The sequence below is a fragment of the Candidatus Colwellia aromaticivorans genome (assembly GCF_003333305.1).
Classification (GTDB): domain Bacteria; phylum Pseudomonadota; class Gammaproteobacteria; order Enterobacterales; family Alteromonadaceae; genus Colwellia; species Colwellia aromaticivorans.
The window spans coordinates 82,196-103,070 of sequence record NZ_QOLD01000019.1; the positions used below are offsets into that span (position 1 = coordinate 82,196).

Genomic DNA, 20,875 nt, shown 5'->3' on the forward strand with positions numbered 1-20,875 from the left:
TTTATGTCCACTTAGGCATAATAATCAACGCGAGTTGTTGAAGAATCAATCATTTTTGCTGATAAGGTATGCGCTACAACATCATTTACCTCAGCCATATTATCTAGTTTACCTTCCATTTGACTATTGTGTTTGGCTGTTGAGTTCTCTTCATTGGCTGACTGTTGTGATTGTTGTTCCACATTCGCATCACCCACATCAACCCCTAGCTCTGCTAGCAATTCTCTTAATTTATGCATATTTTGTTCTAATGCATCTTTTGTTTGTTGACTTTGCACAAGAAAATTAACCACTGCCTGTTCACCTTGCAAATTAACCCTAACTTGCATATTACCTAATTCAGGTGGATCAAGAGTAATGTCAAACTGCTGCAGTTTTTGTGAAATCATTAACATCACTTTATCTTTAACTGCTTCAGTAAAATCTTTACGAAACAATGAAATAGTTTCTTGATGAAGTTGTGTGTTAGTTTTTTGACTTTGCGTAACTTCTGTAGCCACACTCGCATTTAACATTTCCGCCGACTGTTGCTCTATTGTATGTTGTGGAATTTGAGTTACTTTACCGCTAACATCAATAAAATGGCCATTGGCAGAGGGCTCTCTTTTAGTATTCGTAATAACTTTGTCTTCAACAAGTACTTCATCATCATCTTTTTGAACGACTGGCTTTTGTTCTGCAAACGATGCTGATAATTGCGATTTGTCGTCTTGCTTAGCTTGCATTTTGTTCGCATCATCATGATTTGAGGCAAGTGGATTAGCAGACGTAACTGTTTTTTTAATATCTGCTACTTCATTAGTCTTCGTTGTTTCTCTGTTTTGTGTTAATTCACTTTTTATCAATTGAGGGTCAGGTAAGCTTGATATTTTCTCATGTTGACTTTCTTTTGACAGATTGACTTGATTTTCTATCGCATTAACTGTCTTTTTAAGTGATTTAACTGAATCTGCTTGCACTTGATTTTTATTATTAACCTGGGTTGCTGTATTAGTATTTATATCTTCAATTTCAGATGTTTGCACATCATTTAGTCCTTCTATCTTAGCGCTTTTATTTGCTTCTTTTTGTAACGCTTCTTGACTTATTTTGTCATTACTCACTTGAGCGTGATCTACCTTTAATTGCTTCGCTATTCTTTGCTCTGCTGTATTAGGTTTATCAGTGCCAATATTGGTTAGCTTAACTTCAGTCATTGATTCTATGTTTTGTTCAGACAATAAAGTTTTATTTTCTGCTGATTTCACTATAGCTGCTGATACTTCAGCTTGTGTATTGCCCTTATTTTTACCCTCAATAGACTCAATCGGCAATTTAACGATAGTGCTCTTGTTACCTGTGGCTTTAGCTGCGTTACTCAGAAGTAATTCTTCTTCAAATATCCCTTGTTCAGTCAGTGTGGGGCTCAACGCTACAGCTGTTTGATCATTGCCTAATGCTTTAACAACCGTCGATAAATCTGCGGCCGAATGGCTAGTATTTAATAAAAGCTGTGCTTCATAGTGAGCTTTTTGCTCTACTGATTTTTGTTCTTCTGGTAGCTGAACCGGTGAAGTAGTCGAGGAAGAGGTCTCAACTGACTGATTAATTAAAGTATTATCAGCTTTGGTTAAAAATGACATTAACTGTTCTGATTCAAGTAAACCCTTTTGGTCTATTTCAGTTGATTTTATTTGACCTTCATTGCCGGAAGCGGCAACCTTTTGCACAACAGTTTCTGAATCTGTTTCATCATTTGTGTCACTACTTTCAACCACATTTTCTGATTTTTTCGTAGCAAGCTCAGTCACTGTTGATGATGCAATACTTTTAGCGGTGTTAGCCGGTGATTTACCACTGTCAACTTTACTACTGCTATCAGCTTCCTTATTTTTAATCAGGTGTAGGTCAATATACTGTGAAAAATCATCCTTTGATCCCGCCGAGTTAAAAGATGCCGATTCATCTTTTAACTCGATATTTTGCGAAACATTAACAGGTAAAACATTGAGCTGTGGCATAATAATCCCAATCATTATAATCAGTAAAAACTTATACATTCATTGAGCTAGAATGGCTTTTACTCTCTTCTACTTATTAAGTAAGCAATAATCATTCCGTTACGGATAGTTAATAACTCGATTTACGTCGTAAAAATTGTTGTGTTGCTATTTCATCAAACATGGCTTGCTCTTTTTTATTTTCAACCTTAGCTAAAGCAAGGCTACGTTTCTGAACAAGCATTTCTACGGCTTGTACTTTTTGTCTTTGTTTTAACCATAAGTTTTTACTTTGCTCAGTTAAAGCTTTAGCTTGTTGCATAGCAACTTTTACTTGCTCAGAAGCGTAATCAAGTTTACTAATAAATGCGTGATAATGATTATAAGTAGCACTATCTAAACCAATACTTGAACGTTGACTTAATCGTTTCATATATTCTAAGCGATAATCAGCAACGCTTTGAAGCCGAATTAAGTTTTGCTGATAATCATTTTCAGCAGAACGTAACGTATTCGCAGCGATTTCTTCTTTAGAGTGCTCAAATTTTAATAACGTTTCGAGTTGCTTATTTTTATTCGCAGCCATAATGAAGCTTCCTAAGTGCTATGTGCTTATTTATCTGAAAACTCTATCTCAAAGTATCTATTTTATATCAGTGCGTAAACTCTACTTACGCGGGTAAGCTTTAGTTTGCGTTCGTTTGACTATTAGCCGTGGCTGCCGCAATAATTTCTTGTAATTGCTGTAAGCTCAATTCATACGGTATTACTTCTTGCATTTGCTGTTGTAAAAAAAAGTTAATAACGGGTAAAACATTAATGGCTTGATCTATTCTTGGATCATTCCCTTTGGTATAAGCACCAATCGCGATAAGATCTTTATTTTGTTGATAAACGGCATAAATTTGTTTTAGTTGCCGTGCAAGATCTTGGTGTTCTTTACTTGTTACCATGGGCATTACCCGAGAGATTGAGCCTTCAATATCTACCGCAGGATAATGACCTGCATCGGCTAATTCTCGAGATAATACGATATGACCATCTAAAATGGCACGAGCAGCATCGGCAATAGGATCTTGTAGATCATCACCTTCTGTTAATACCGTATAAAACGCGGTAATTGAACCTTGTCCTTCACTACCATTACCCGCACGCTCAACTAATTGCGGTAATTTAGAAAATACTGAAGGTGGATAACCTTTAGTTGCGGGTGGCTCACCAACAGCAAGTGCTATTTCCCGTTGAGCTTGTGCATAACGTGTTAATGAGTCTAGTAATAGCAGTACATTAAAACCTTTATCACGAAAGTATTCACTAATTTGTACGGCAGATTCACAACCTTTTAGGCGCATTAACGGTGAGTTATCCGCGGGTGCAGCAACGACGACTGATCGAGCGCGCCCCTCTTCACCTAAAATTTCTTCAATAAATTCTTTTACTTCTCGACCACGCTCTCCCACAAGACCAACCACAATCACATCAGCCGTTGTACCGCGGGTCATCATCCCCATCAATACACTTTTACCCACACCTGAGCCGGCAAACAAGCCCATTCGTTGACCTTTGCCAACCGTAATAAAACTGTTAATAGCACGTACGCCAACATCAAGTGGTTCTGTAATTGCGCGTCGAGATAAAGGATTTATAGGGCTACTATCTGCTTGATATTCTTCATCAGGCTTAATTGGGCCTTTTCCGTCGAGGGGTTTTCCAATGCCGTTAATCACTCGCCCCAATAAATTCATCGACAAAGGTAAATGTAACTTGGTTGACACAGGTAATACGCGAGCGCCTGGTAGTACGCCACGTAAGCTTTCTTCAGGCATTAGATAGGTTATCTCTTGAGCAAAGCCTACAACTTCGGCTAATAAATCACCCTGCGCGGTTTCAACCAAACATTGACTACCAATGTGTGCTTTTACCCCTACTGCCTCTAATGTTAAGCCAACAACACGCACTAAACGTCCGGCAACGGGCTCTTTAAAAGGGTGGATGAAATTTTGACAGTCTTTCAATCGTTCGCTGATGCGCAGGCTATCTACCATGTTGACCTTATTTTATCTAATTCTAAGCAATTTATTTGAAACTCAAAATAGATTCTATTGATGTAAAGCATCTTGCAAGAAAGATTCCAATACTTGCTTAAGACGTGATTTCATCTGTAAGTCAATATTTGAGGTACTATTCTCTATTTGACAGCTACCTGGTGTTAATTGTGGTGAAGGTAATAATCGCCAACCACTTTCTCTGATATGTTGTTCACCAAATTGCTGTTCAACGTGTTTAATATCGTCAGGATGCAAATGAATTTGTGTATTTGCTTCATTACTTGGCAGGGCTTTAATGCCTGTGGCAATGGCCGCTATCAAAATATCTGGATTAGTTTTTGCTTCTTGTAGAACAACTGCTTCTGTTAGTTGAACTACTAAGTTTAACAGTTGATCTTCAATGTTTTTTTCAACGTTCGCGAGAGGTTTATCAAGCTGTTCTATTAAGTTTTGCCATCTTTCACTTAAGCTATCAATCTCGTCTTTTCCTTGTGCTAAACCTTTTTCTTTACCTTCTTCTAGGCCTTGAGTTGTCCCTTCAGTTAGTCCTTGAGCCTTGCCCTCTTCATAACCTTTAGTAAAACCTTCTTCTTTACCTTGGTTAAAACCTTCTTCATGAGCGGCTTGCCTGATGGATTCAATTTCTTCTGCAGTTAAAGGCTCTGGCTCTACAATATCTTCTTCTGGTGGTTCATACTGCCAGTTTGCTTTTTTACCGAAAGCATTAGTATGGCTAACTTGTTCTTCGGTTGCATCTGATTGCACATTAGGCAACGACCATACATCTAAGTCATCTTGTTGAGCTGCTTTAATAATACGTGCTCGCGTTTTACTCATTTGTTAAAACCTTATTTTGCCAGATGATAATCCGACCTACAAAAACTATTATAAGAACTCATCACCGCCACCGCCGCCGCCAAGCATAACTTCTCCAGCGTCAGACAATCGCTGGGCAACCGCAAGAATTTCTTTTTGTGCGGCTTCAACTTCACTAATACGTACAGGTCCCATGGCTTCAAGATCATCTGCCAACATTTCAGCAGCACGTTTAGACATATTACCGAGAATTTTCTCTTTCAGTGCTTCATCTGTACCTTTAATCGCTTTCATTAAGGCATCTTGTTGTACTTCACGCAATATAGCTTGTATGCCCCTGTCATCAACATCGACTAAGTTATCAAATACAAACATTAAGTCTTGAATTTGTTGGCTCATTTCTTCATCACTTTCACGAATAGCATCCATTAATATGCCTTCAACGTTAGTGTCTAAGTAATTCATTATGTCAGCTGCAGCTTTTAAACCACCCATTTTCGCAGCTTGTGCGCCTGCTTGTCCGGCAAACTGTTTCTCCATAATCTCATTTAATTCTTGTAATGCCGCAGGTTGCACTTCTTCTAAGTTAGCAATACGCATCATTAAATCTAAACGAACTTTTTCAGTAAATTGTCCCATAATTTCAGCTGATTGCTCAGCATCTAGATACGATAATACAATGGTTTGAATTTGTGGATGTTCGTTACGAATGATATTTGCTACTTGTTTAGAATCCATCCACTTCAATGAATCTAAACCTTTAGCACCACCACCCATTACAATTTGATCAATCAAGTTACCTGCTTTATCTTCACCTAAAGCAGCGGTTAAGGCTTTACGTACAAACTCTTCACTTTGAAATCCAATCGTAGAGTAGTTTTGAATTTCATGAATAAACTGTTTGTGCACTGCAGTGATTTTTTCTTGAGTGAAGTCTTCCATTCCAGCCATTATCATGCCGACTTGTTGTACTTGCTTTGGCTCAAGGTGTTTTAAAATTTGCGCGGCATCTTCTTCTGATAAGCTCAGTAATAAAATGGACGCTTTTTCTGCACCATCTAATTTTTCAACATCAAAGCCTGCTGGAGCTGCGGCTAATTCACCTGCTTCTGTTTCATCACTCATCTTCGTTCAACCAACTTTTAACTACTTGCGACGATAATTCTGGTTCATTAGCCACAAGTGCTCGAACCGCTTTTAGTACATCTTCATCACGGTGAAGATCGGGTAATTGTAAACTGCCATCAGGTGCAAAACCGACATTACCTGCATCAAAATCAGAGGTAAGCATGTCCATCGTTTCATCACCTAAGTCAATATGACTATCAAGAGATTTGTCTCCATAATCTTCTGGTGTTTGATCTGGGTAAATTAAACGTTTCAGCATAGGACGAACAACAGCGACAATTAAGACGATGATAACAACCGCGCCCATTACTAACTTAAGTATTTTTATAAACCAAGGTTGTTCCCATATTGGAATTTCTTTTACAGCACCAAAGTCTGAACGAGTAAAAGGTATGGTAACCACTTCTAAAATATCACCACGTTGTAGATCAAAACCTATACTACCTTGCAATAACCTGCGTATCGCAGCAATTTCGGTGACACTTCTAGGCTCTTTAGTAACGACAGTAGCTGTGCCTTCTTCAGCTTCACCATCAATTGTAGGTGTTGGTGAAGGGCTATTTACATAATCAAGCGCTACCGAAACACTGACTCGGCGAACAACAGCGCCTTGCTGTTTAGTATGGCTAATCGCTTCGTCAAGCTCATAGTTTTTAGTTGATTCACTATGCTTTCTACTGGGCATTGCCCGTTTTTTCCCTGCTGTTGCATCTTCAGGAATATTTGATTTTATCGGCGGTTGGTTAGACAATGCGCCAGGAATGCCACCTAACACACCACCAATAGTATTGTCTTCAACTTTCATTTCACTGCGCAGCGCTGGCAAGTCAGAGTTATAACGGCGGGCGGTTTCTTCTGTATGGGTAAAGTCCATCATGACATCAACTTGCGCAGTGTAATTACCTAAACCAACCACCGGAATAAGAATAGTATCGATTTTATCCATATATTCTTGTTCACGTTTTTGTTCAAGATCGAATTCATTACGAGAGCGAGACGAAATAGAGTTTTGACTACCCGAGTTAAGTAGTCGTCCATTTTGATCGGTTACGGTGACACGGTTAGGACTTAAGCCCTGAACTGCTGAAGCGATAATATCAACCACTGCATCCACTTCTTCAGCAGATAATAAACGACCACGTTGCAACGTTAATACTACGGTAGCAGAAGGATTTTTTTCACGGCGGGCAAAAATATTTTCTTTAGGGATAGCAAGTAAAACCTTAGCACGAGAAACACTTTGTAATTGCTCAACAGTTTTAGCAAGTTGTAATTCTCGACCATATTTTAGTCGTTCTCTTTCCATACGCTGGCTTACACCAAAACCCATGTCTTTCATTAGAATGTCATTGCCTTGAGTGGGTTCGTTCGATAAACCTTCACGGGCTAAAAGTAATTTGATGTTTTGATATTCGCTGGTTGGAACCGAAATAGTGTTATTTTCTTGACGATAGTCAACTTGATTGGCATCAAGTATATCAAGCGTTTTGATTAACTGTTCAGTGGGTAACTTTGATAAAAAGCGATAATCAGGTTCATTCGAGAGTATTATAACGAAAACAGCGATGGCTAAACAAATTGATAAAGCAACCACTAAGGTGAGTTGGCGTAATATATCAACATTACCTAACTTTGCTGCAAAACCTGATTTCTGCTCTTCTATAGCGCCATTATCGCCAGAATCACTGGCAATCATTTCACCGCTATCAGTTGCTACCATTGAATTTGTGTCAGCCACTTAACCTCTCCGCTTACTACTTTTTTATTTTTATGCCTATGTAGATCAATCAGGAACAATTCAAAATTGTTCGAAAACGTCATTCCAGTGGTGTTTTAGGCTGACGTGGCATGGATGCCACTTATTAGACTATGCATGGAGCACATAGTCCTGAATCCAAACTAAAATACAATGGATCTTCGACAAAAGACTTCGAAGATGACGTTATCAATGAGCTCCTGAGTAAAGTGCATAGGCACGTTTATTTTTTATTTTATTGACTCGCTACTTGTCACTCGTAGCTGTTATACGGGCATGCTCATGATTTCTTTATACGCTTCTACAAACTTATTACGAACTTGTATTGTGGCATCTAATGCAATGCCAGACTTGCTTGAAGCAATCATGACTTCCGCCAAAGTAACGTCACGGTCACCCATTTCAAACGCCGTTTTTTTAGCACCCGTATCTTGTGCTAACTCATTAACTGTTTTTAACGCATCTGTCAGTAAATTACCAAAGTCATTACTTGAATTATTCACTTGTCCTATAGGATTTGCACCTGACATACCCGGTATATCACCACCAACAGCCGGTAACTTATTTCCCGCAGCTTGTAGTGACATGCTTTGCATTTGTGCAAATAAAGAATTAGTTTTGATATCCATGATGAGCTCACTTGTGTCAATTTTTTGCTGAAAAAGCAATAATAGCTATCTATAACAAGTGATAGTGCAAGCATGGTGCCAACAGCAAAACAAGTAACGAGGAAGAAAGGTAGTGAGTAACGAAAAACCAGAAAAGCCAAAGGAGACTTAAATCAACTTTGGCATAAAATCATCAATTAACACTGGTTTAGCTCGCAACTATTAACTCGAAACTGGTTTTACGCGGGTATTTGAATACCACAGTCACGCATTCGGGCAATTTTATAGCGTAAAGTACGCGGACTAATACCTAAGCGTTCAGCGACATCTTTTCTGCTGCCATGGCATGCCTGCAAGGTATCTAATATTATTTGATGCTCTTGTAGTTTTAATTCACTGCCTAGCTTATCGTCTGTAACCACTGGTTGTTCAATTTCATTGACGCTGGCGGTATCAAAGTTTTCAATCATCAAATCACTGGCATCAATAATTTGATTGCTGTGTAAAATAAGCGCTCGCTGAATAACATTATCAAGTTCACGTACATTACCTGGCCAACTATAAGCATTTAATTTACTACGAGCTGCAGGGCTAAAATCTGCTATTGGGTCGCCACTTTTTTGACAATAACAGGCAACTAAATGTTTAGCTAAAGGTAATATATCATCAACCCTTTGTGCTAAAGGTAACCAAGTCAGTGGAAAAACATTTAAGCGATAGTATAAATCTTCTCTAAAGTCACCTTTACTGACTGCTTCTTTAAGATTACGGTTACTGGTCGCAATAACACGCACATCTAGATGAATTGTTTTTCTGCCGCCTAATCGCTCAACTTCTCGCTCTTGTAAAACCCGTAAAATTTTAGCTTGTAGGCTTAAATCCATTTCGGTTATTTCATCAAGTAATATTGTGCCACCTTGGGCTTGTTCAAATTTTCCGGGGCACGCTTGAATTGCGCCGGTAAACGCACCTTTTTCATAACCAAATAAAGTTGCTTCTAACATATTTTCTGGAATAGCAGCACAGTTAATAGCGACAAATGGTTGTTTAGCGCGTGGAGAATTATTATGAACATATTGCGCCAATACTTCTTTACCTGAGCCGCTTGGTCCAAGCACCATCACTGACGCTTCTGTGGTGGCAACTTTTCGTGCTAAGTTCAGTAATTCAATACTGTGCTTATCAGCAACAACAGGAGTGTTTTTATTCACTAGTAAAGGGGGAATATATTGACTAATCATATTCAACAATACTTCTGGAGCAAAAGGCTTTGCGATATAGTTACAAGCACCATCTTTCATCGCCTGAACGGCATCATCAATGGTTCCATAAGCGGTCATTAATAATACAGGTAAATTTGACTGCTGGTTTTTAATGCTTTTTAACAAAGATAAACCTGACATACCACCCATTTGAACATCACTTACCACCAAATCAACCGAATGGTTTTTTAATAATAATAAAGCAGTCTCTGCAGAGTCGGCTTCAATACATTGATAATTTGCTAACGTAATAGTATCAATTAATGCCTCGCGCAAACCGTCATCATCTTCAACAACTAGTATTTTATGAATGTTCATGTTGATTATCCCCAATGTTTGTTTTATTAATTGATGAGGACTCTAATTGCCCTAACAAGGGAAACTTAATACAAAAATGCGCACCTTCTCCTGTTTGGCTTAAATAATTAACTTCGCCTTGATGCGCTTCAACAACCGATTTCACAACAGCTAAACCTAGTCCCGTACCTTTACTTCTTGAGGTGTAAAAAGGTTCGAATATCTTTTCAATGTCAACACTATTGATACCTGGACCATTATCTTTAACACTGATATAAACTGAATTATTGTTGCTATATACTTGAATATTAATAACGGATTGCTCGATATTTGCAGTCCCTGCCGCTTGCAAAGCATTATTCACTAAATTTTGTATCGCCCCAGTTAACGCATTTTTATTACCTAACATATGATGTTCAACAGTAGTCAAATGTAGGTTTACTTGTGTCTTTGCTTTGATTATCAACGCATCCATTGCTTGAATAGAATCATTAATTAATTCATTCACTGACAATGATGAAACCACTTGTTCATTACCACTTTTAGAAAACAACAACATATCATTTATTTGTTGCTCTAAATCTCGTAATCGTGAACTCAATTTTTCTTGAAATGCACCACGGGCAGACTCTGATAATTTTCTATTAGATAAGTTAGCGCTATATAACATAGCAGCCGAAAGTGGTGTGCGAATTTGATGCGCTAACGTTGAGACCATACGACCTAAAGAGGAAAGTCGTTGCATTTGCCCTACTTTGTCTTGTAATAAACGTGTTTGAGTTAAATCGGTGATCATAATTAATTGCCCAGGTTGATCCCCTAAACTGGCAATTTCTAATTTAACCCTACGGCCATCTTTTAATGACACTTCATGCCAATCATCAGCCCTTGGCTTAAATGAACGCGCAATAACGGTAAACCAAAGCTGACCTAATATTGGCTCTTCAAGTAAACTTCTCGCCACTTTATTAATTTTAACGACAACCCCGTTGCCATCAAGCATAACCAAACCTGTTGGCATCATTTCAATAAGCTGATCGGCCATTTGCTCTTGCTTTAGGTTAGACCCTAATAAGCTGTCAGGTGTGGTTTGATTAAATTTATCTTGATCTAATTTATATTTGACCGCTTTATCTTTTGGAGGTTTTATTTGGGATGATTGGGCACGTAGAGAAGCTAATTCACCAGGAAAAGCTTCTGTTTGAAGTAACGCTTCCTCTTCAACTAGCGGACTAGTATTCAAAGGAATGTTAACTGCGTTAAAACCATTATTAGCAATAAAATGCTGTGCTAGTGCCATAAAACCAAAATCCAAATGAAATTTATTTCACCTTGATTAAAGCATTTTACATGCCATAGTTTTTTTATTATTTTTCAATGGCTTACAATAATAATTATAATAAAATCATTGTCAATTTATTGGCTGTACTTCTTTTTTATTTATAAACTCTCTGTCAATACTGGTTTTTGTAAATTATATTTACGCATTTTTTCAACTAAGGTCGTTCTTCTCATTCCTAACGTTTCTGCCGCTCTGGCAACTACATAATCATGTTTAGCTAAAGATTGAGAAATAAGGGAGATTTCTAGTTCAGACAAATGCTCTTTTAAATTTAAGCCGTCACTGGGCAAAATCCCCGCAGTAGAGCTGTTTTGAGATTCTTCAATAATTTCGTCTTCAATCACATCATCTTCATCGCCGTCATAATCGAAAGTTGAAAACAACTCATTAATTGCATCCTGCTCTTGTAATTCTTCAGGGTATTCCGGCGTGTACTCTTCTACATCAATATGTTGGTATTTAGGTGGCAATTCTGCAACATCAACAATTTGATCCCCATACATAATCAGCATACGTTCAATAAGGTTTGATAATTCACGAACATTACCTCCCCACAAATGCTCCATTAATGATTCAATTGCTTTTTCAGTAAAACGGACCGTTTTTGCTTGTTCATGCTCAAAACGAGTCAGTAATTCTGCTAGTAATAACGGAATGTCTTCTTTGCGATCCCGCAAAGCTGGCGTTTCAATAGGAAAAACATTTAAGCGATAATAAAGATCTTCACGAAAGCTACCTTCTTTAATCATCTCTTCAAGGTTTTGGTGAGTAGCCGCAATAATTCGCACATCCGCTTTGATACTTCTAGAACCACCAACACGCTCAAAAGTACGCTCTTGCAACACCCGTAATAATTTCACTTGCATCGGCTGTGGCATATCGCCTATTTCATCCAAAAATAATGTGCCACCTTCGGCTAGTTCAAAGCGACCTTTACGCGTAGATATCGCACCAGTAAAAGCACCTTTTTCATGACCAAACAGTTCACTTTCTAATAATTCAGCGGGTATTGCGCCACAGTTAATAGGTACAAATGTTCCGTTAGAACGTGATGATAAATTATGAATGTTACGGGCAACAACTTCTTTACCAGTACCTGACTCACCTAAGACAAGTACTGTAGCAGGTGTTTTAGCCACTTGCTCAATTAAAAAACGAACATCACTCATGGCCTTGCTAGTGCCAACTAACGAACGAAATAAAATATTGGAGCGAAGATGAAAACTACTTCTCGGTAATTTATTATAGTATTGATGGCAATGGTGTATTAGCTCAGTTAACTGCGCATAGTTAAGCACAGTAGTAATTGCGCCAATAACATTTACATAACTGTTTAGTACACTCTCATCAATAACATCATATAATAAAAAAGGAACTTTAGGATTATCTTTAACTACTTTTACTATCGATGAAGATAGTTCACCGGTTAAGATAACCGTTAGTAAGTGTTCATTTGTTTTTAAAAAATACGCTATTTTTTCTTGTGAACATTGTAAGAATTGCTCGCCAACAAAAGATAATACCGTTGCCAGTTGATGTGCTCTAGCCACATCATTATCAACCACAAGAATTTGTTTGTGGCCATGTTCCTTAGAATCGCTTGATCTTTGCAGCATAAATAATAAGTATTTGATAAATTCTAATATGCTGATGATTTTAGCTATTCGTTAAAATTTAGCAACAGAAACTTGACGGTTTATGTTAGATAAATGCCAGTATTTTGACTTACGTAATATTTAGCCCTAATAAAACGAACTAATGCAATAAAACAATATAACTCTATAGCTTGCTAAGGTAATAATAAAAGTTGGCATATAATTAGCTTATCTAAGAAGTAATAAATTAAATAACTATATTTTGACTAAAGTAGGAAATCAGATGTTAATAATTAATGGTACTGCTGAATTAATTCGTGATAACAATGAGTTAACTTCAGGCACTCGTCACGAATTCAATATGTTTTCAAAAGAAATGCCTTTTGAACAACAATTAACACAAATAGAAGAGTATTTAATGAATAGAGGCTGGGATAATATTGAAATATTAAATAACGGCATAATTAGCGACGTTAACGATATTACCCATAGCATTTTGCAACAAGCCTACGATAAAGCAAAAATAGAAGGCTTTGCCGTCACTATTAACAATAAAGCGCTAAGCTAAATTATTAATGAATATATATAATTTATATTTTCTAGTTCCTTTATACTAAATTTATAAAGTAACGCATTTGGAGGTGTCTATGACACATGCATCACTTAAAAAGTATCAACAAACTAATAAAAGCACAGCACAGCAGGCTTCACCTTATCAATTAGTCGCTATGCTATTTCAAAAATTATTAGGTAATATAGCGACTGCCAAAGGCGCTATTTCACAAAATAACTTTGAAAAAAAAGGTACTGAGCTATCTAATGCTATCGCTATTATTAGCGTTTTAGAGAGCTCTTTAGATTTTGAAGAAGGGGGTGAAATATCTGAAAATTTAGCGTCACTTTATAAGTTTTGCTCTGAACAACTACTTATTGCTAGTTCAGACAACAACACCGAAAAATTAGATGAAGTAATTAAAATTCTTCTACCAATCAAATCAGGCTGGGATTCAATTCCACTTGAAACGCAAAGCCAGGTTAGTTTTGACAGTTAATGATATACAACAACAACTCAAACTTATAAACATCAAGTCGCAACAGTTATTAAAGCGACTTGAGTATAATATTGATACAGACGAAAATTTAGAGGTAGATGAAATAACGCAACTTCAAACGGCTCGAGAGCAGTTGATTTCACATTTATTTAGTCAATACTCAAGAGATGACATAGAAAAAGAGCTGCTGCTTATCAATCAAATGGTTAATTTAGATGCTGACTTGCAAATGAAAACAGAAGAATTAAAACAAGCCTTTGCTAGTAAGCTAATTAAGATACAAAAAGGAAAAAAATCAGCCATTACCTATAATAAATATTAGGAGTACACCTACCTTCGATTTAACTCTCACCTTACTCCGCCTGATCAAAATTTGAGCTTATCTTTTATTGCCTCTATAATGAAAGATAAGACAATATTGCAAGGAGTATACAGTGCTTTCTTCCAATCCATTAACTGCATCCATTGACATTCAAAGAACAACCTCTACTTTCAAGCAATTAGCTAAAGTAACAAACGAAACGGAGAATAAAACAAAGCTTGGTGAATTCGCTGATGATATTTTAAATATATCAACAATAGGACATCAAAAACAACGTACAGAAGCACAATTACAAGCAAATCAAAAAATTAATGACATAGCCAATGATGTTATCAGGGTAAGTTCTAGTATTGGTAAAGCACGCACTTTAGGTAATTTAACTAATAGTCAAGCAACTAATTTATACAACAAAATTTCGGCACTTTTATAAAGGGTATTTACATGGGGTTGAAAGTCAGAAGTTACTTATCTTTTCTCACCACGCCTGGCATATTGTCTAGCTGCGCCATCAAGTAAGTACTAGTAGAATTTAAGCCCGCTACAATTAAATCCATGGCGTTGTACTGAGCAAATAAACGTGCTTCTAAAGAATCCATCCTACGACCAAAAGCGAGTCGATCATCATCTAATCGCTCTAATTGATTGCTTCTACTATCAATACGGTTTTGAATAATACCATCTGAATCAGTATAAAAGCTGGTTAACTCTTTAAGTGAACCCGCAAAACCTTTAGTACCATCAGTACCGACAAAAAACTGCTGCACACCATCAATATTACTATCGATAAACTCATCTAAATCGTCACTATCTAAACTCAGCACGCCATATCTATCACTACGTACACCAAGCTCTGATAAGGATAAGGTATTACCATTGCCTATATCAAAACCCGCACTAAACTCTTGACGTAACTTACCCATAACGCCACGCAATAATGAGTCGCCCGCTAGCGGACCACTCCCATCTTCACCCGATTGGCCTAATTGCTTGCTTAACTTTTGAAATTCATTATAGCTTGTAACAAATTTATTTAATCCGGCCTTAATATTAGTGTTGTTGGCACTAAAACTAATTTGACTAATATCATCATCAACGTCATGCATTTTTTTAGCAGTAATATCAACACCATCAATAACATCTTTAAATTCATTAGTACTATTGGTAACTACAAGAGTACCGTCGATAGTAATTTTGGCGTCAAGTGCTTCGGTAACCTCGAATAAGTTTGTGATTGAAGAAGGGAGAGCAGCAGTATCATAAGCAAGACGTGACAAACCTAAGTTGTCAATATTGTTACCATCACTAACATCAGTTACCGTGGTTGTTATAGCGTTAGCAATACCTGTCTCTTTACTCGTCATAATAAGGTGTTGACCAGCATTATCGGTTACTATAGTGGCAATCACTGAGTCGTTTTCAGCACTATCATTTATTGCATCACGAAGATCACTTAAGGTATCTGTCGCAGATACCGCAACATCAAAACTATTATTATTAACAGCAATATTTAATGTGCCCTCACCAATAGCCTCACTACCATCAATCGCTCCAGACATTAGCTTATGAGATTGCGCTATCGCATCAACTTGTACTGAATAGTTACCTACTTGTGCATCTTTAGTGGCAGTAATGCCAACAAAACTGTCAGCACCGCTAGCTTTTCGTTGTTGATAATCATCTGCATTAGCTAAGTCTTCAATAGAATCTGTAACACTTTCTAACGCAGATTTTAGTGCGCCTATTGCTGAAATATCTGTTGTTAATTCAGCTTCTTTCCTATTAGTACGAGATATAAAAGGAGCAGTTTCAGCACCAACAATAGCATTAACAATGTCGCTAACTTGTAAACCTGAGCCTATCCCTGTAAACGTTAAATCAGGCATAAGTCCTCCTTTTGTATTTTATAAATGACACTAAATAGTAAACTGGCTATACTTTAGCGTCAACAAAACCACCAACCATCTCAGACAACTTAGCCACAAGGGTTAATACTTCTTCAGACGGATACTGCTTAACCAAATCACCAGTATTCTTATCAATAATTTTGATAACATCACGACCAGAATCTTTATCAACAGAAAACTCTAAACCACGGTTCATTTCACCAACAAAATCTTGCAATTGTTGCGCCACTTTCTCGAGTTGCTGTGGGGTTAATGGCGCTTGGCTCTCTTCTTTAACTAAGTCACTAACAGCAGCGGAACCACCTTTTTCACTCACGATGAGTTTGTTTACCGTAGAATCGACTTTCGCCTCCATCGACTCACTGTTTCTTTTAAACTCAGGAGTTAAGTTCGCTAAACTTACATCAGCACTACTATTTATTACACTCATTATAGACTCCTAATGTTATTTCAACAGCTGCTGTAGACTAATGAGGTAACGTAGCCTAAACATAAAATAACCAATATTAATTACACTATTAATTAAATACAAAAAGGAAGTGGTAAAATTGCCCCTTCCTTTATTACATTTTAACCTAGGCTCACACTACACCTTAGCATTATATTCACACTACACCTTAGCATTATATTCACACTAGGTATTATGCCTTATCAATTAACCAATTAAGCTTAATGCCGCTTGTGGCAATTGGTTAGCTTGCGATAAAATTGAAGTGCCGGCTTGTTGCAAGATTTGGTTTTTCGTCATTTGAGCGGTTTCAACGGCAAAGTCAGTATCTTGAATTCGGCTACGAGACGCAGATACATTTTCTTGGATATTAGCCAAGTTATTAATCGTATGACTAAAACGGTTTTGCAATGCACCTAAATCTGCTCGGCTATTATTAATTTCAGCCAAAGCATTATCGATAATCGCTAAGGCGTTACTTGAGCCAACCGAGGTACTAATATCAATATTACTCGCATGAGATATTACATCATCGTTACTCCCTGATGCTTCTATAGTTGTTCCCTCAGAAACACCCGTTGTACCATCTCCCTCTAAGAAATCTGAAGTTAATGTTTCATCATTCAATAGATTACCTGTAAACGTTACAGTACCACCAGCACCAGAACTTGTTGCAATTACACCTAGACCTCCCAATGAGGCATTCAAAGCAGAAGCAAGCCCCTCAGAATCAGTGACATTACTTAAATCTATATCGATACTTCTAGTAGCGCCATCTGCATCGACATGATCAAACGCCATAGTACCGATATTACCTGTGCCAGCATCTTCAGTAAGAATAGTCGTAATATTAGCAGCCGTGATCACACCCGCCATCGTTTCTCTGCCAGTAGTACCAATTTGATCAGCACTTACGTCACCTAATGTCATGGTAATTGTTTCACCAGCATTAGAGCCTACTTGAAAACCTTTACTACCAAATGAACCATCTAATAATTTTTGACCACCAAATGAGGTTGTTTCAGCAATACGGGTTAATTCTGTTTGTAGTGCACTGACTTCTTTTTGTAGTGCTGCTCTGTCGCTTGAAGCATTTGAACCGTTAGCTGATTGTAGTGCTAACTCACGCATACGTTGTAAAATATCGGTAGAGGCTTGCATCGCACCCTCTGCCGTTTGTGCCATAGAAATGCCGTCATTAGCATTACGCTGAGCAACACCTAAACCACTTATTTGAGAGGTCATTCGGTTTGATATTTGTAGGCCTGCGGCATCATCTTTCGCGCTGTTAATACGCATACCCGATGACAAACGTTGCATTGAAGTAGCAAGACCTTCACCTGATTTATTTAAATTACGTTGAGCATTCAACGATGATATATTGGTATTTACTGATAAAGCCATTATAAAACTCCTGCCTACAAAAAATGTAATGCGTTAATATATTTTTAATTTAGAACTATCAACAAAACTTAGTTTTTACCGTCAAGTTCCCGCTCTAAACACCTTAACGGCAGCAAGGAAATTAACTTTAATTTTATTTACAATTTAAAAACATTAACATAAAAAAACACACCCTCCACATCTGTATTAACAGTGAGTTATGCCTGTATTTACACAACCCAAAGTCTGCTGATTCAAATACAATAATATCAATTAATATATTGTAAAAAGACTCAGTGGTAGATAACAGTCAGTGAATCATTACAACAGAAAAGGCTGAATAATAGATTATTCAGCCTTTGTTTTATTACTTATTTTTCTATTCGCAATTCAACTAAAACTAACCACCTAACAAGCTAATAGCGGCTTGTGGTATTTGGTTCGCTTGAGATAAGATTGATGTGCCCGCTTGTTGCAAGATCTGGTTTTTCGTCATTACAGCTGTTTCAACCGCAAAATCTGTATCTTGTATACGACTGCGAGATGCAGAAACATTCTCTGAAATATTGGCCAAGTTATTAATTGTATGACTAAAACGGTTTTGAACCGCACCTAAACTTGCTCGAGTATCATTAATTTTTGTCAAGGCATTATCAATAATAGCTAAGGCGTCACTTGAACCAACCGCTGTACTGATATCAATATCGGCAGCATCTGCAGTATAAGTTCCATCAGCAGCAAAAGTCATTGGAACAGTAAGGTCATCACCAGCACCAGCACCATCTTTCATAGCAGATGTTAGAGCTGCACCATCTGCAATATGCCCAGCAAAGGTAACATCAGTACCATTTGAAGTAGCAGTAATACCCAAACCATTTAATGAGGCATTTAATGCTGAAGCCATCGATTCATCATCTGTCACATTAGATAAATCAACATTAATTATTTGAGCTGAACCACCACTAGGGGTATAAGTAAACGCAAGCTCAAGTGCAGCAGAGCCAGCTCCAATCATAGCTGTAATATCGGCACCGGTAATTCCACCAGTAGCAACATTTTTACCTGTAGTATTACCTATCGCATCAGCACTTACATCACCTAATGTCATGGTAATTGTTTCACCGGCATTCGCCCCCACTTGGAAACCTTTACTACCAAATGAACCATCTAATAGTTTTTGTCCACCAAATGAGGTTGTTTCAGCAATACGGGTTAATTCTGTTTGTAGTGCACTGACTTCTTTTTGTAGTGCTGCTCTGTCGCTTGAAGCATTTGAACCGTTAGCTGATTGTAGTGCTAACTCACGCATACGTTGTAAAATATCGGTAGAGGCTTGCATCGCACCCTCTGCCGTTTGTGCCATAGAAATGCCGTCATTAGCATTACGCTGAGCAACACCTAAACCATTAATTTGCGAGGTTAAGCGATTTGATATTTGTAAACCTGCAGCATCATCTTTCGCGCTGTTAATGCGCATACCGGATGATAAACGTTGCATTGATGTAGCAAGTCCTTCACCAGACTTGGTTAAGTTACGCTGTGCATTCAGCGATGATATATTGGTATTTACTGATAAGGCCATAATAGCGCTCCTAATTTTTTAAATTTACTTTATGTTATTAGAAGCCCACTGATTAAGACCTCTTTTACTTTTCAATTGATCGCCAAACAAATACGATCTTACATGTTGTTTAGCAAAATTCTTGCCAATACGTTTTACTGTTTATATATAATTAAATAGTGTTAGGTTTTGTATTTTACTAAATGCTTGTTGTGATGCTTGCAACGCTACTTTTGATTGTTCAAATTCAGAAATCGCTTTAGCAAAATCCAAGTCTTCAATATTTGACTTACTACTAGAGATATTCAACGCTGAGTCTAGATGCCTACTCTTCTGGCTTTCAAGTACCTGCAAGCGAATACCTGAATCTACTCGTCTTGATGTTATATGAGTCATAGCCGAGTTAAGTTGATTGAGTATGCTGTTGTAATCAACCTGGTGTTGCTTTTGATTTGTTGAAACAGATCCGCTCTCCATCCAAGCAATAGCATCATTGATGGTTTCAAAAATACTGATATCCTCTTGTTCACTGAGAGTAAATGTGTCGTCCGGCAAAGGGTTGCCGCTTAAGGTAACGTCAACTCCGTTTGAGAGAGGAATATTTTGCCCTGCCACATAACTTGTCGTGTTATAAACACTTACCCCACCATCCACCACGTCTAATTCAGCAGCACCAGGGCCAAAGGTGAAAGTATAGTTATGAGGTATTGTACTCGCATTGTACGTATTTCGATTGGTAATATTGGCACTTTCAACCGCCACATCTGAGGTGTTATTTACGTTGTAGCTGGCCTTAAAGTCGCCTATTGAATTAGCGACTTTTAAAAAGGCTGCATCGCCTGTTTGATTAGTGGTAACGTTGATATTTTTTGCTACTGGTAATTCGTTAACACCCGTATCGCCACTATAGAAAACAGAGCCGTCAACTTGTTGACTGAAAGGTTTTTGCTCAGTTTGATAACCAGAAAAGATGTAATCTCCGTTGGCATCTTGACTGTTGGCAATATCAAGTAATTGGCTAAAATTATTTCTTGTTTGTGTTGCTAAAGACTGTAGGTCTTCAGTAGACATTCTACCGTTATTCGCTAGTAACATGTCTTGCTTAACTTGATCTAAAATTGTCTCTGCATCAGCGAAGACAATTTCTTGTAAGCTATTATGGCTTTCAGCCAGAGTGATATTCCGTTGGTATTTCTCAATATTAGCTAAGCTTTCTTTATAAGCAACTAAAGTACCATATTGAACTGCGTCATCCTTTGCAGTAAGTACTCGTTTACCGCTGGTTAAATAAGCCATTTGTTCATTCACATCAGAGGTTTTACTACTCATTTGTAATGAACTTTGCTGATAAAACTGAGCTGTTGATACTCTCAT

At 37.6% G+C, this 20,875-nt stretch carries 19 protein-coding genes; 4 read left to right on the forward strand and 15 right to left on the reverse strand.

Features of this window, described 5'->3' with window-relative positions:
- Nucleotides 1–11: 11 nt before the first annotated feature.
- The 10 genes from DWA31_RS03280 to DWA31_RS03325 form a co-directional block, all read right to left on the reverse strand.
- The gene (locus DWA31_RS03280; protein ID WP_168427273.1) at nucleotides 12–2,000 is read right to left on the reverse strand and encodes a flagellar hook-length control protein FliK; all 1,989 of its coding nucleotides are present in this window, start codon (nucleotides 1,998–2,000) and stop codon (nucleotides 12–14) included.
- 109 nt (nucleotides 2,001–2,109) lie between these two features.
- Nucleotides 2,110–2,565 carry a flagellar export protein FliJ gene (gene fliJ, locus DWA31_RS03285; protein WP_114325238.1) on the reverse strand — a complete coding sequence of 152 codons (456 nt, stop codon included), beginning with the start codon at nucleotides 2,563–2,565 and terminating at the stop codon, nucleotides 2,110–2,112.
- A 100-nt stretch (nucleotides 2,566–2,665) separates the two neighbouring features.
- Nucleotides 2,666–4,024, reverse strand: a complete 1,359-nt coding sequence (gene fliI / locus DWA31_RS03290) for a flagellar protein export ATPase FliI (protein WP_114325239.1) — start codon at nucleotides 4,022–4,024, stop codon at nucleotides 2,666–2,668.
- A 54-nt stretch (nucleotides 4,025–4,078) separates the two neighbouring features.
- Entirely contained in the window at nucleotides 4,079–4,864 is a 786-nt protein-coding gene (fliH, locus tag DWA31_RS03295) for a flagellar assembly protein FliH (protein WP_114325240.1), read from the reverse strand.
- A 48-nt stretch (nucleotides 4,865–4,912) separates the two neighbouring features.
- Nucleotides 4,913–5,968 carry a flagellar motor switch protein FliG gene (fliG, locus tag DWA31_RS03300; protein ID WP_114325241.1) on the reverse strand — a complete coding sequence of 352 codons (1,056 nt, stop codon included), beginning with the start codon at nucleotides 5,966–5,968 and terminating at the stop codon, nucleotides 4,913–4,915.
- Nucleotides 5,961–7,709: a flagellar basal-body MS-ring/collar protein FliF gene (gene fliF, locus DWA31_RS03305; protein WP_425451853.1), complete on the reverse strand. Its 1,749-nt coding sequence runs from the start codon at nucleotides 7,707–7,709 to the stop codon at nucleotides 5,961–5,963. Before fliF ends, fliG begins: the two co-directional genes overlap by 8 nt.
- Nucleotides 7,710–7,993: 284 nt before the next feature.
- Nucleotides 7,994–8,356, reverse strand: coding sequence for a flagellar hook-basal body complex protein FliE (fliE, locus tag DWA31_RS03310; protein ID WP_114325242.1), 363 nt, complete (start codon nucleotides 8,354–8,356; stop codon nucleotides 7,994–7,996).
- A 218-nt stretch (nucleotides 8,357–8,574) separates the two neighbouring features.
- On the reverse strand, nucleotides 8,575–9,915 hold the full coding sequence (locus DWA31_RS03315) for a sigma-54-dependent transcriptional regulator (RefSeq protein ID WP_114325243.1): 1,341 nt from the start codon (nucleotides 9,913–9,915) through the stop codon (nucleotides 8,575–8,577).
- Nucleotides 9,902–11,194: a sensor histidine kinase gene (locus DWA31_RS03320; protein ID WP_114325287.1), complete on the reverse strand. Its 1,293-nt coding sequence runs from the start codon at nucleotides 11,192–11,194 to the stop codon at nucleotides 9,902–9,904. Before DWA31_RS03320 ends, DWA31_RS03315 begins: the two co-directional genes overlap by 14 nt.
- A 140-nt stretch (nucleotides 11,195–11,334) precedes the next feature.
- The gene (locus DWA31_RS03325; RefSeq protein ID WP_114325244.1) at nucleotides 11,335–12,852 is read right to left on the reverse strand and encodes a sigma-54 dependent transcriptional regulator; all 1,518 of its coding nucleotides are present in this window, start codon (nucleotides 12,850–12,852) and stop codon (nucleotides 11,335–11,337) included.
- A 262-nt stretch (nucleotides 12,853–13,114) separates the two neighbouring features.
- On the opposite strand from DWA31_RS03325, the gene DWA31_RS03330 reads away from it, so the two are divergent.
- From DWA31_RS03330 to DWA31_RS03345, 4 genes are all read left to right on the forward strand, one after another.
- Complete coding sequence (locus tag DWA31_RS03330) at nucleotides 13,115–13,399, forward strand: hypothetical protein (RefSeq protein WP_114325245.1); 285 nt, start codon at nucleotides 13,115–13,117, stop codon at nucleotides 13,397–13,399.
- Nucleotides 13,400–13,478: 79 nt separating this feature from the next.
- Complete coding sequence (gene fliS / locus DWA31_RS03335; RefSeq protein WP_114325246.1) at nucleotides 13,479–13,883, forward strand: flagellar export chaperone FliS; 405 nt, start codon at nucleotides 13,479–13,481, stop codon at nucleotides 13,881–13,883.
- Nucleotides 13,873–14,205, forward strand: a complete 333-nt coding sequence (gene fliT / locus DWA31_RS03340; RefSeq protein WP_114325247.1) for a flagellar protein FliT — start codon at nucleotides 13,873–13,875, stop codon at nucleotides 14,203–14,205. The genes fliS and fliT overlap by 11 nt, the downstream gene beginning before the upstream one ends.
- A gap of 112 nt (nucleotides 14,206–14,317) precedes the next feature.
- Nucleotides 14,318–14,635, forward strand: coding sequence for a hypothetical protein (locus DWA31_RS03345; RefSeq protein WP_114325248.1), 318 nt, complete (start codon nucleotides 14,318–14,320; stop codon nucleotides 14,633–14,635).
- Between the two features lie 31 nt (nucleotides 14,636–14,666).
- Here the strand turns inward: DWA31_RS03345 and fliD are convergent, their stop codons facing one another.
- The 5 genes from fliD to flgL form a co-directional block, all read right to left on the reverse strand.
- A complete protein-coding gene (gene fliD / locus DWA31_RS03350; RefSeq protein ID WP_114325249.1) occupies nucleotides 14,667–16,088 on the reverse strand; it encodes a flagellar filament capping protein FliD in 1,422 nt (473 codons plus the stop codon).
- A 46-nt stretch (nucleotides 16,089–16,134) separates the two neighbouring features.
- Nucleotides 16,135–16,539 (reverse strand): flagellar protein FlaG, encoded by a 405-nt coding sequence (locus tag DWA31_RS03355; RefSeq protein WP_114325250.1) that lies wholly within the window; start codon nucleotides 16,537–16,539, stop codon nucleotides 16,135–16,137.
- A gap of 225 nt (nucleotides 16,540–16,764) precedes the next feature.
- The gene (locus DWA31_RS17660) at nucleotides 16,765–17,961 is read right to left on the reverse strand and encodes a flagellin (RefSeq protein WP_114325251.1); all 1,197 of its coding nucleotides are present in this window, start codon (nucleotides 17,959–17,961) and stop codon (nucleotides 16,765–16,767) included.
- Between the two features lie 379 nt (nucleotides 17,962–18,340).
- Nucleotides 18,341–19,522 (reverse strand): flagellin, encoded by a 1,182-nt coding sequence (locus DWA31_RS03365; protein WP_114325252.1) that lies wholly within the window; start codon nucleotides 19,520–19,522, stop codon nucleotides 18,341–18,343.
- 141 nt (nucleotides 19,523–19,663) lie between these two features.
- Nucleotides 19,664–20,875 (reverse strand): flagellar hook-associated protein FlgL, encoded by a 1,212-nt coding sequence (gene flgL, locus DWA31_RS03370; RefSeq protein ID WP_114325253.1) that lies wholly within the window; start codon nucleotides 20,873–20,875, stop codon nucleotides 19,664–19,666.

Coding starts and splice junctions, on each gene's coding strand:
- DWA31_RS03280 (WP_168427273.1), bottom strand. CDS start 2,000: ATGCCACAGCTCAATGTTTTACCTGTTAATGTTTCGCAAAATATCGAG.
- fliJ (WP_114325238.1), bottom strand. CDS start 2,565: ATGGCTGCGAATAAAAATAAGCAACTCGAAACGTTATTAAAATTTGAG.
- fliI (WP_114325239.1), bottom strand. CDS start 4,024: ATGGTAGATAGCCTGCGCATCAGCGAACGATTGAAAGACTGTCAAAAT.
- fliH (WP_114325240.1), bottom strand. CDS start 4,864: ATGAGTAAAACGCGAGCACGTATTATTAAAGCAGCTCAACAAGATGAC.
- fliG (WP_114325241.1), bottom strand. CDS start 5,968: ATGAGTGATGAAACAGAAGCAGGTGAATTAGCCGCAGCTCCAGCAGGC.
- fliE (WP_114325242.1), bottom strand. CDS start 8,356: ATGGATATCAAAACTAATTCTTTATTTGCACAAATGCAAAGCATGTCA.
- DWA31_RS03315 (WP_114325243.1), bottom strand. CDS start 9,915: ATGAACATTCATAAAATACTAGTTGTTGAAGATGATGACGGTTTGCGC.
- DWA31_RS03320 (WP_114325287.1), bottom strand. CDS start 11,194: ATGGCACTAGCACAGCATTTTATTGCTAATAATGGTTTTAACGCAGTT.
- DWA31_RS03325 (WP_114325244.1), bottom strand. CDS start 12,852: ATGCTGCAAAGATCAAGCGATTCTAAGGAACATGGCCACAAACAAATT.
- DWA31_RS03330 (WP_114325245.1), top strand. CDS start 13,115: ATGTTAATAATTAATGGTACTGCTGAATTAATTCGTGATAACAATGAG.
- fliS (WP_114325246.1), top strand. CDS start 13,479: ATGACACATGCATCACTTAAAAAGTATCAACAAACTAATAAAAGCACA.
- fliD (WP_114325249.1), bottom strand. CDS start 16,088: ATGCCTGATTTAACGTTTACAGGGATAGGCTCAGGTTTACAAGTTAGC.
- DWA31_RS03355 (WP_114325250.1), bottom strand. CDS start 16,539: ATGAGTGTAATAAATAGTAGTGCTGATGTAAGTTTAGCGAACTTAACT.
- DWA31_RS17660 (WP_114325251.1), bottom strand. CDS start 17,961: ATGGCTTTATCAGTAAATACCAATATATCATCGTTGAATGCTCAACGT.
- DWA31_RS03365 (WP_114325252.1), bottom strand. CDS start 19,522: ATGGCCTTATCAGTAAATACCAATATATCATCGCTGAATGCACAGCGT.
- flgL (WP_114325253.1), bottom strand. CDS start 20,875: ATGAGAGTATCAACAGCTCAGTTTTATCAGCAAAGTTCATTACAAATG.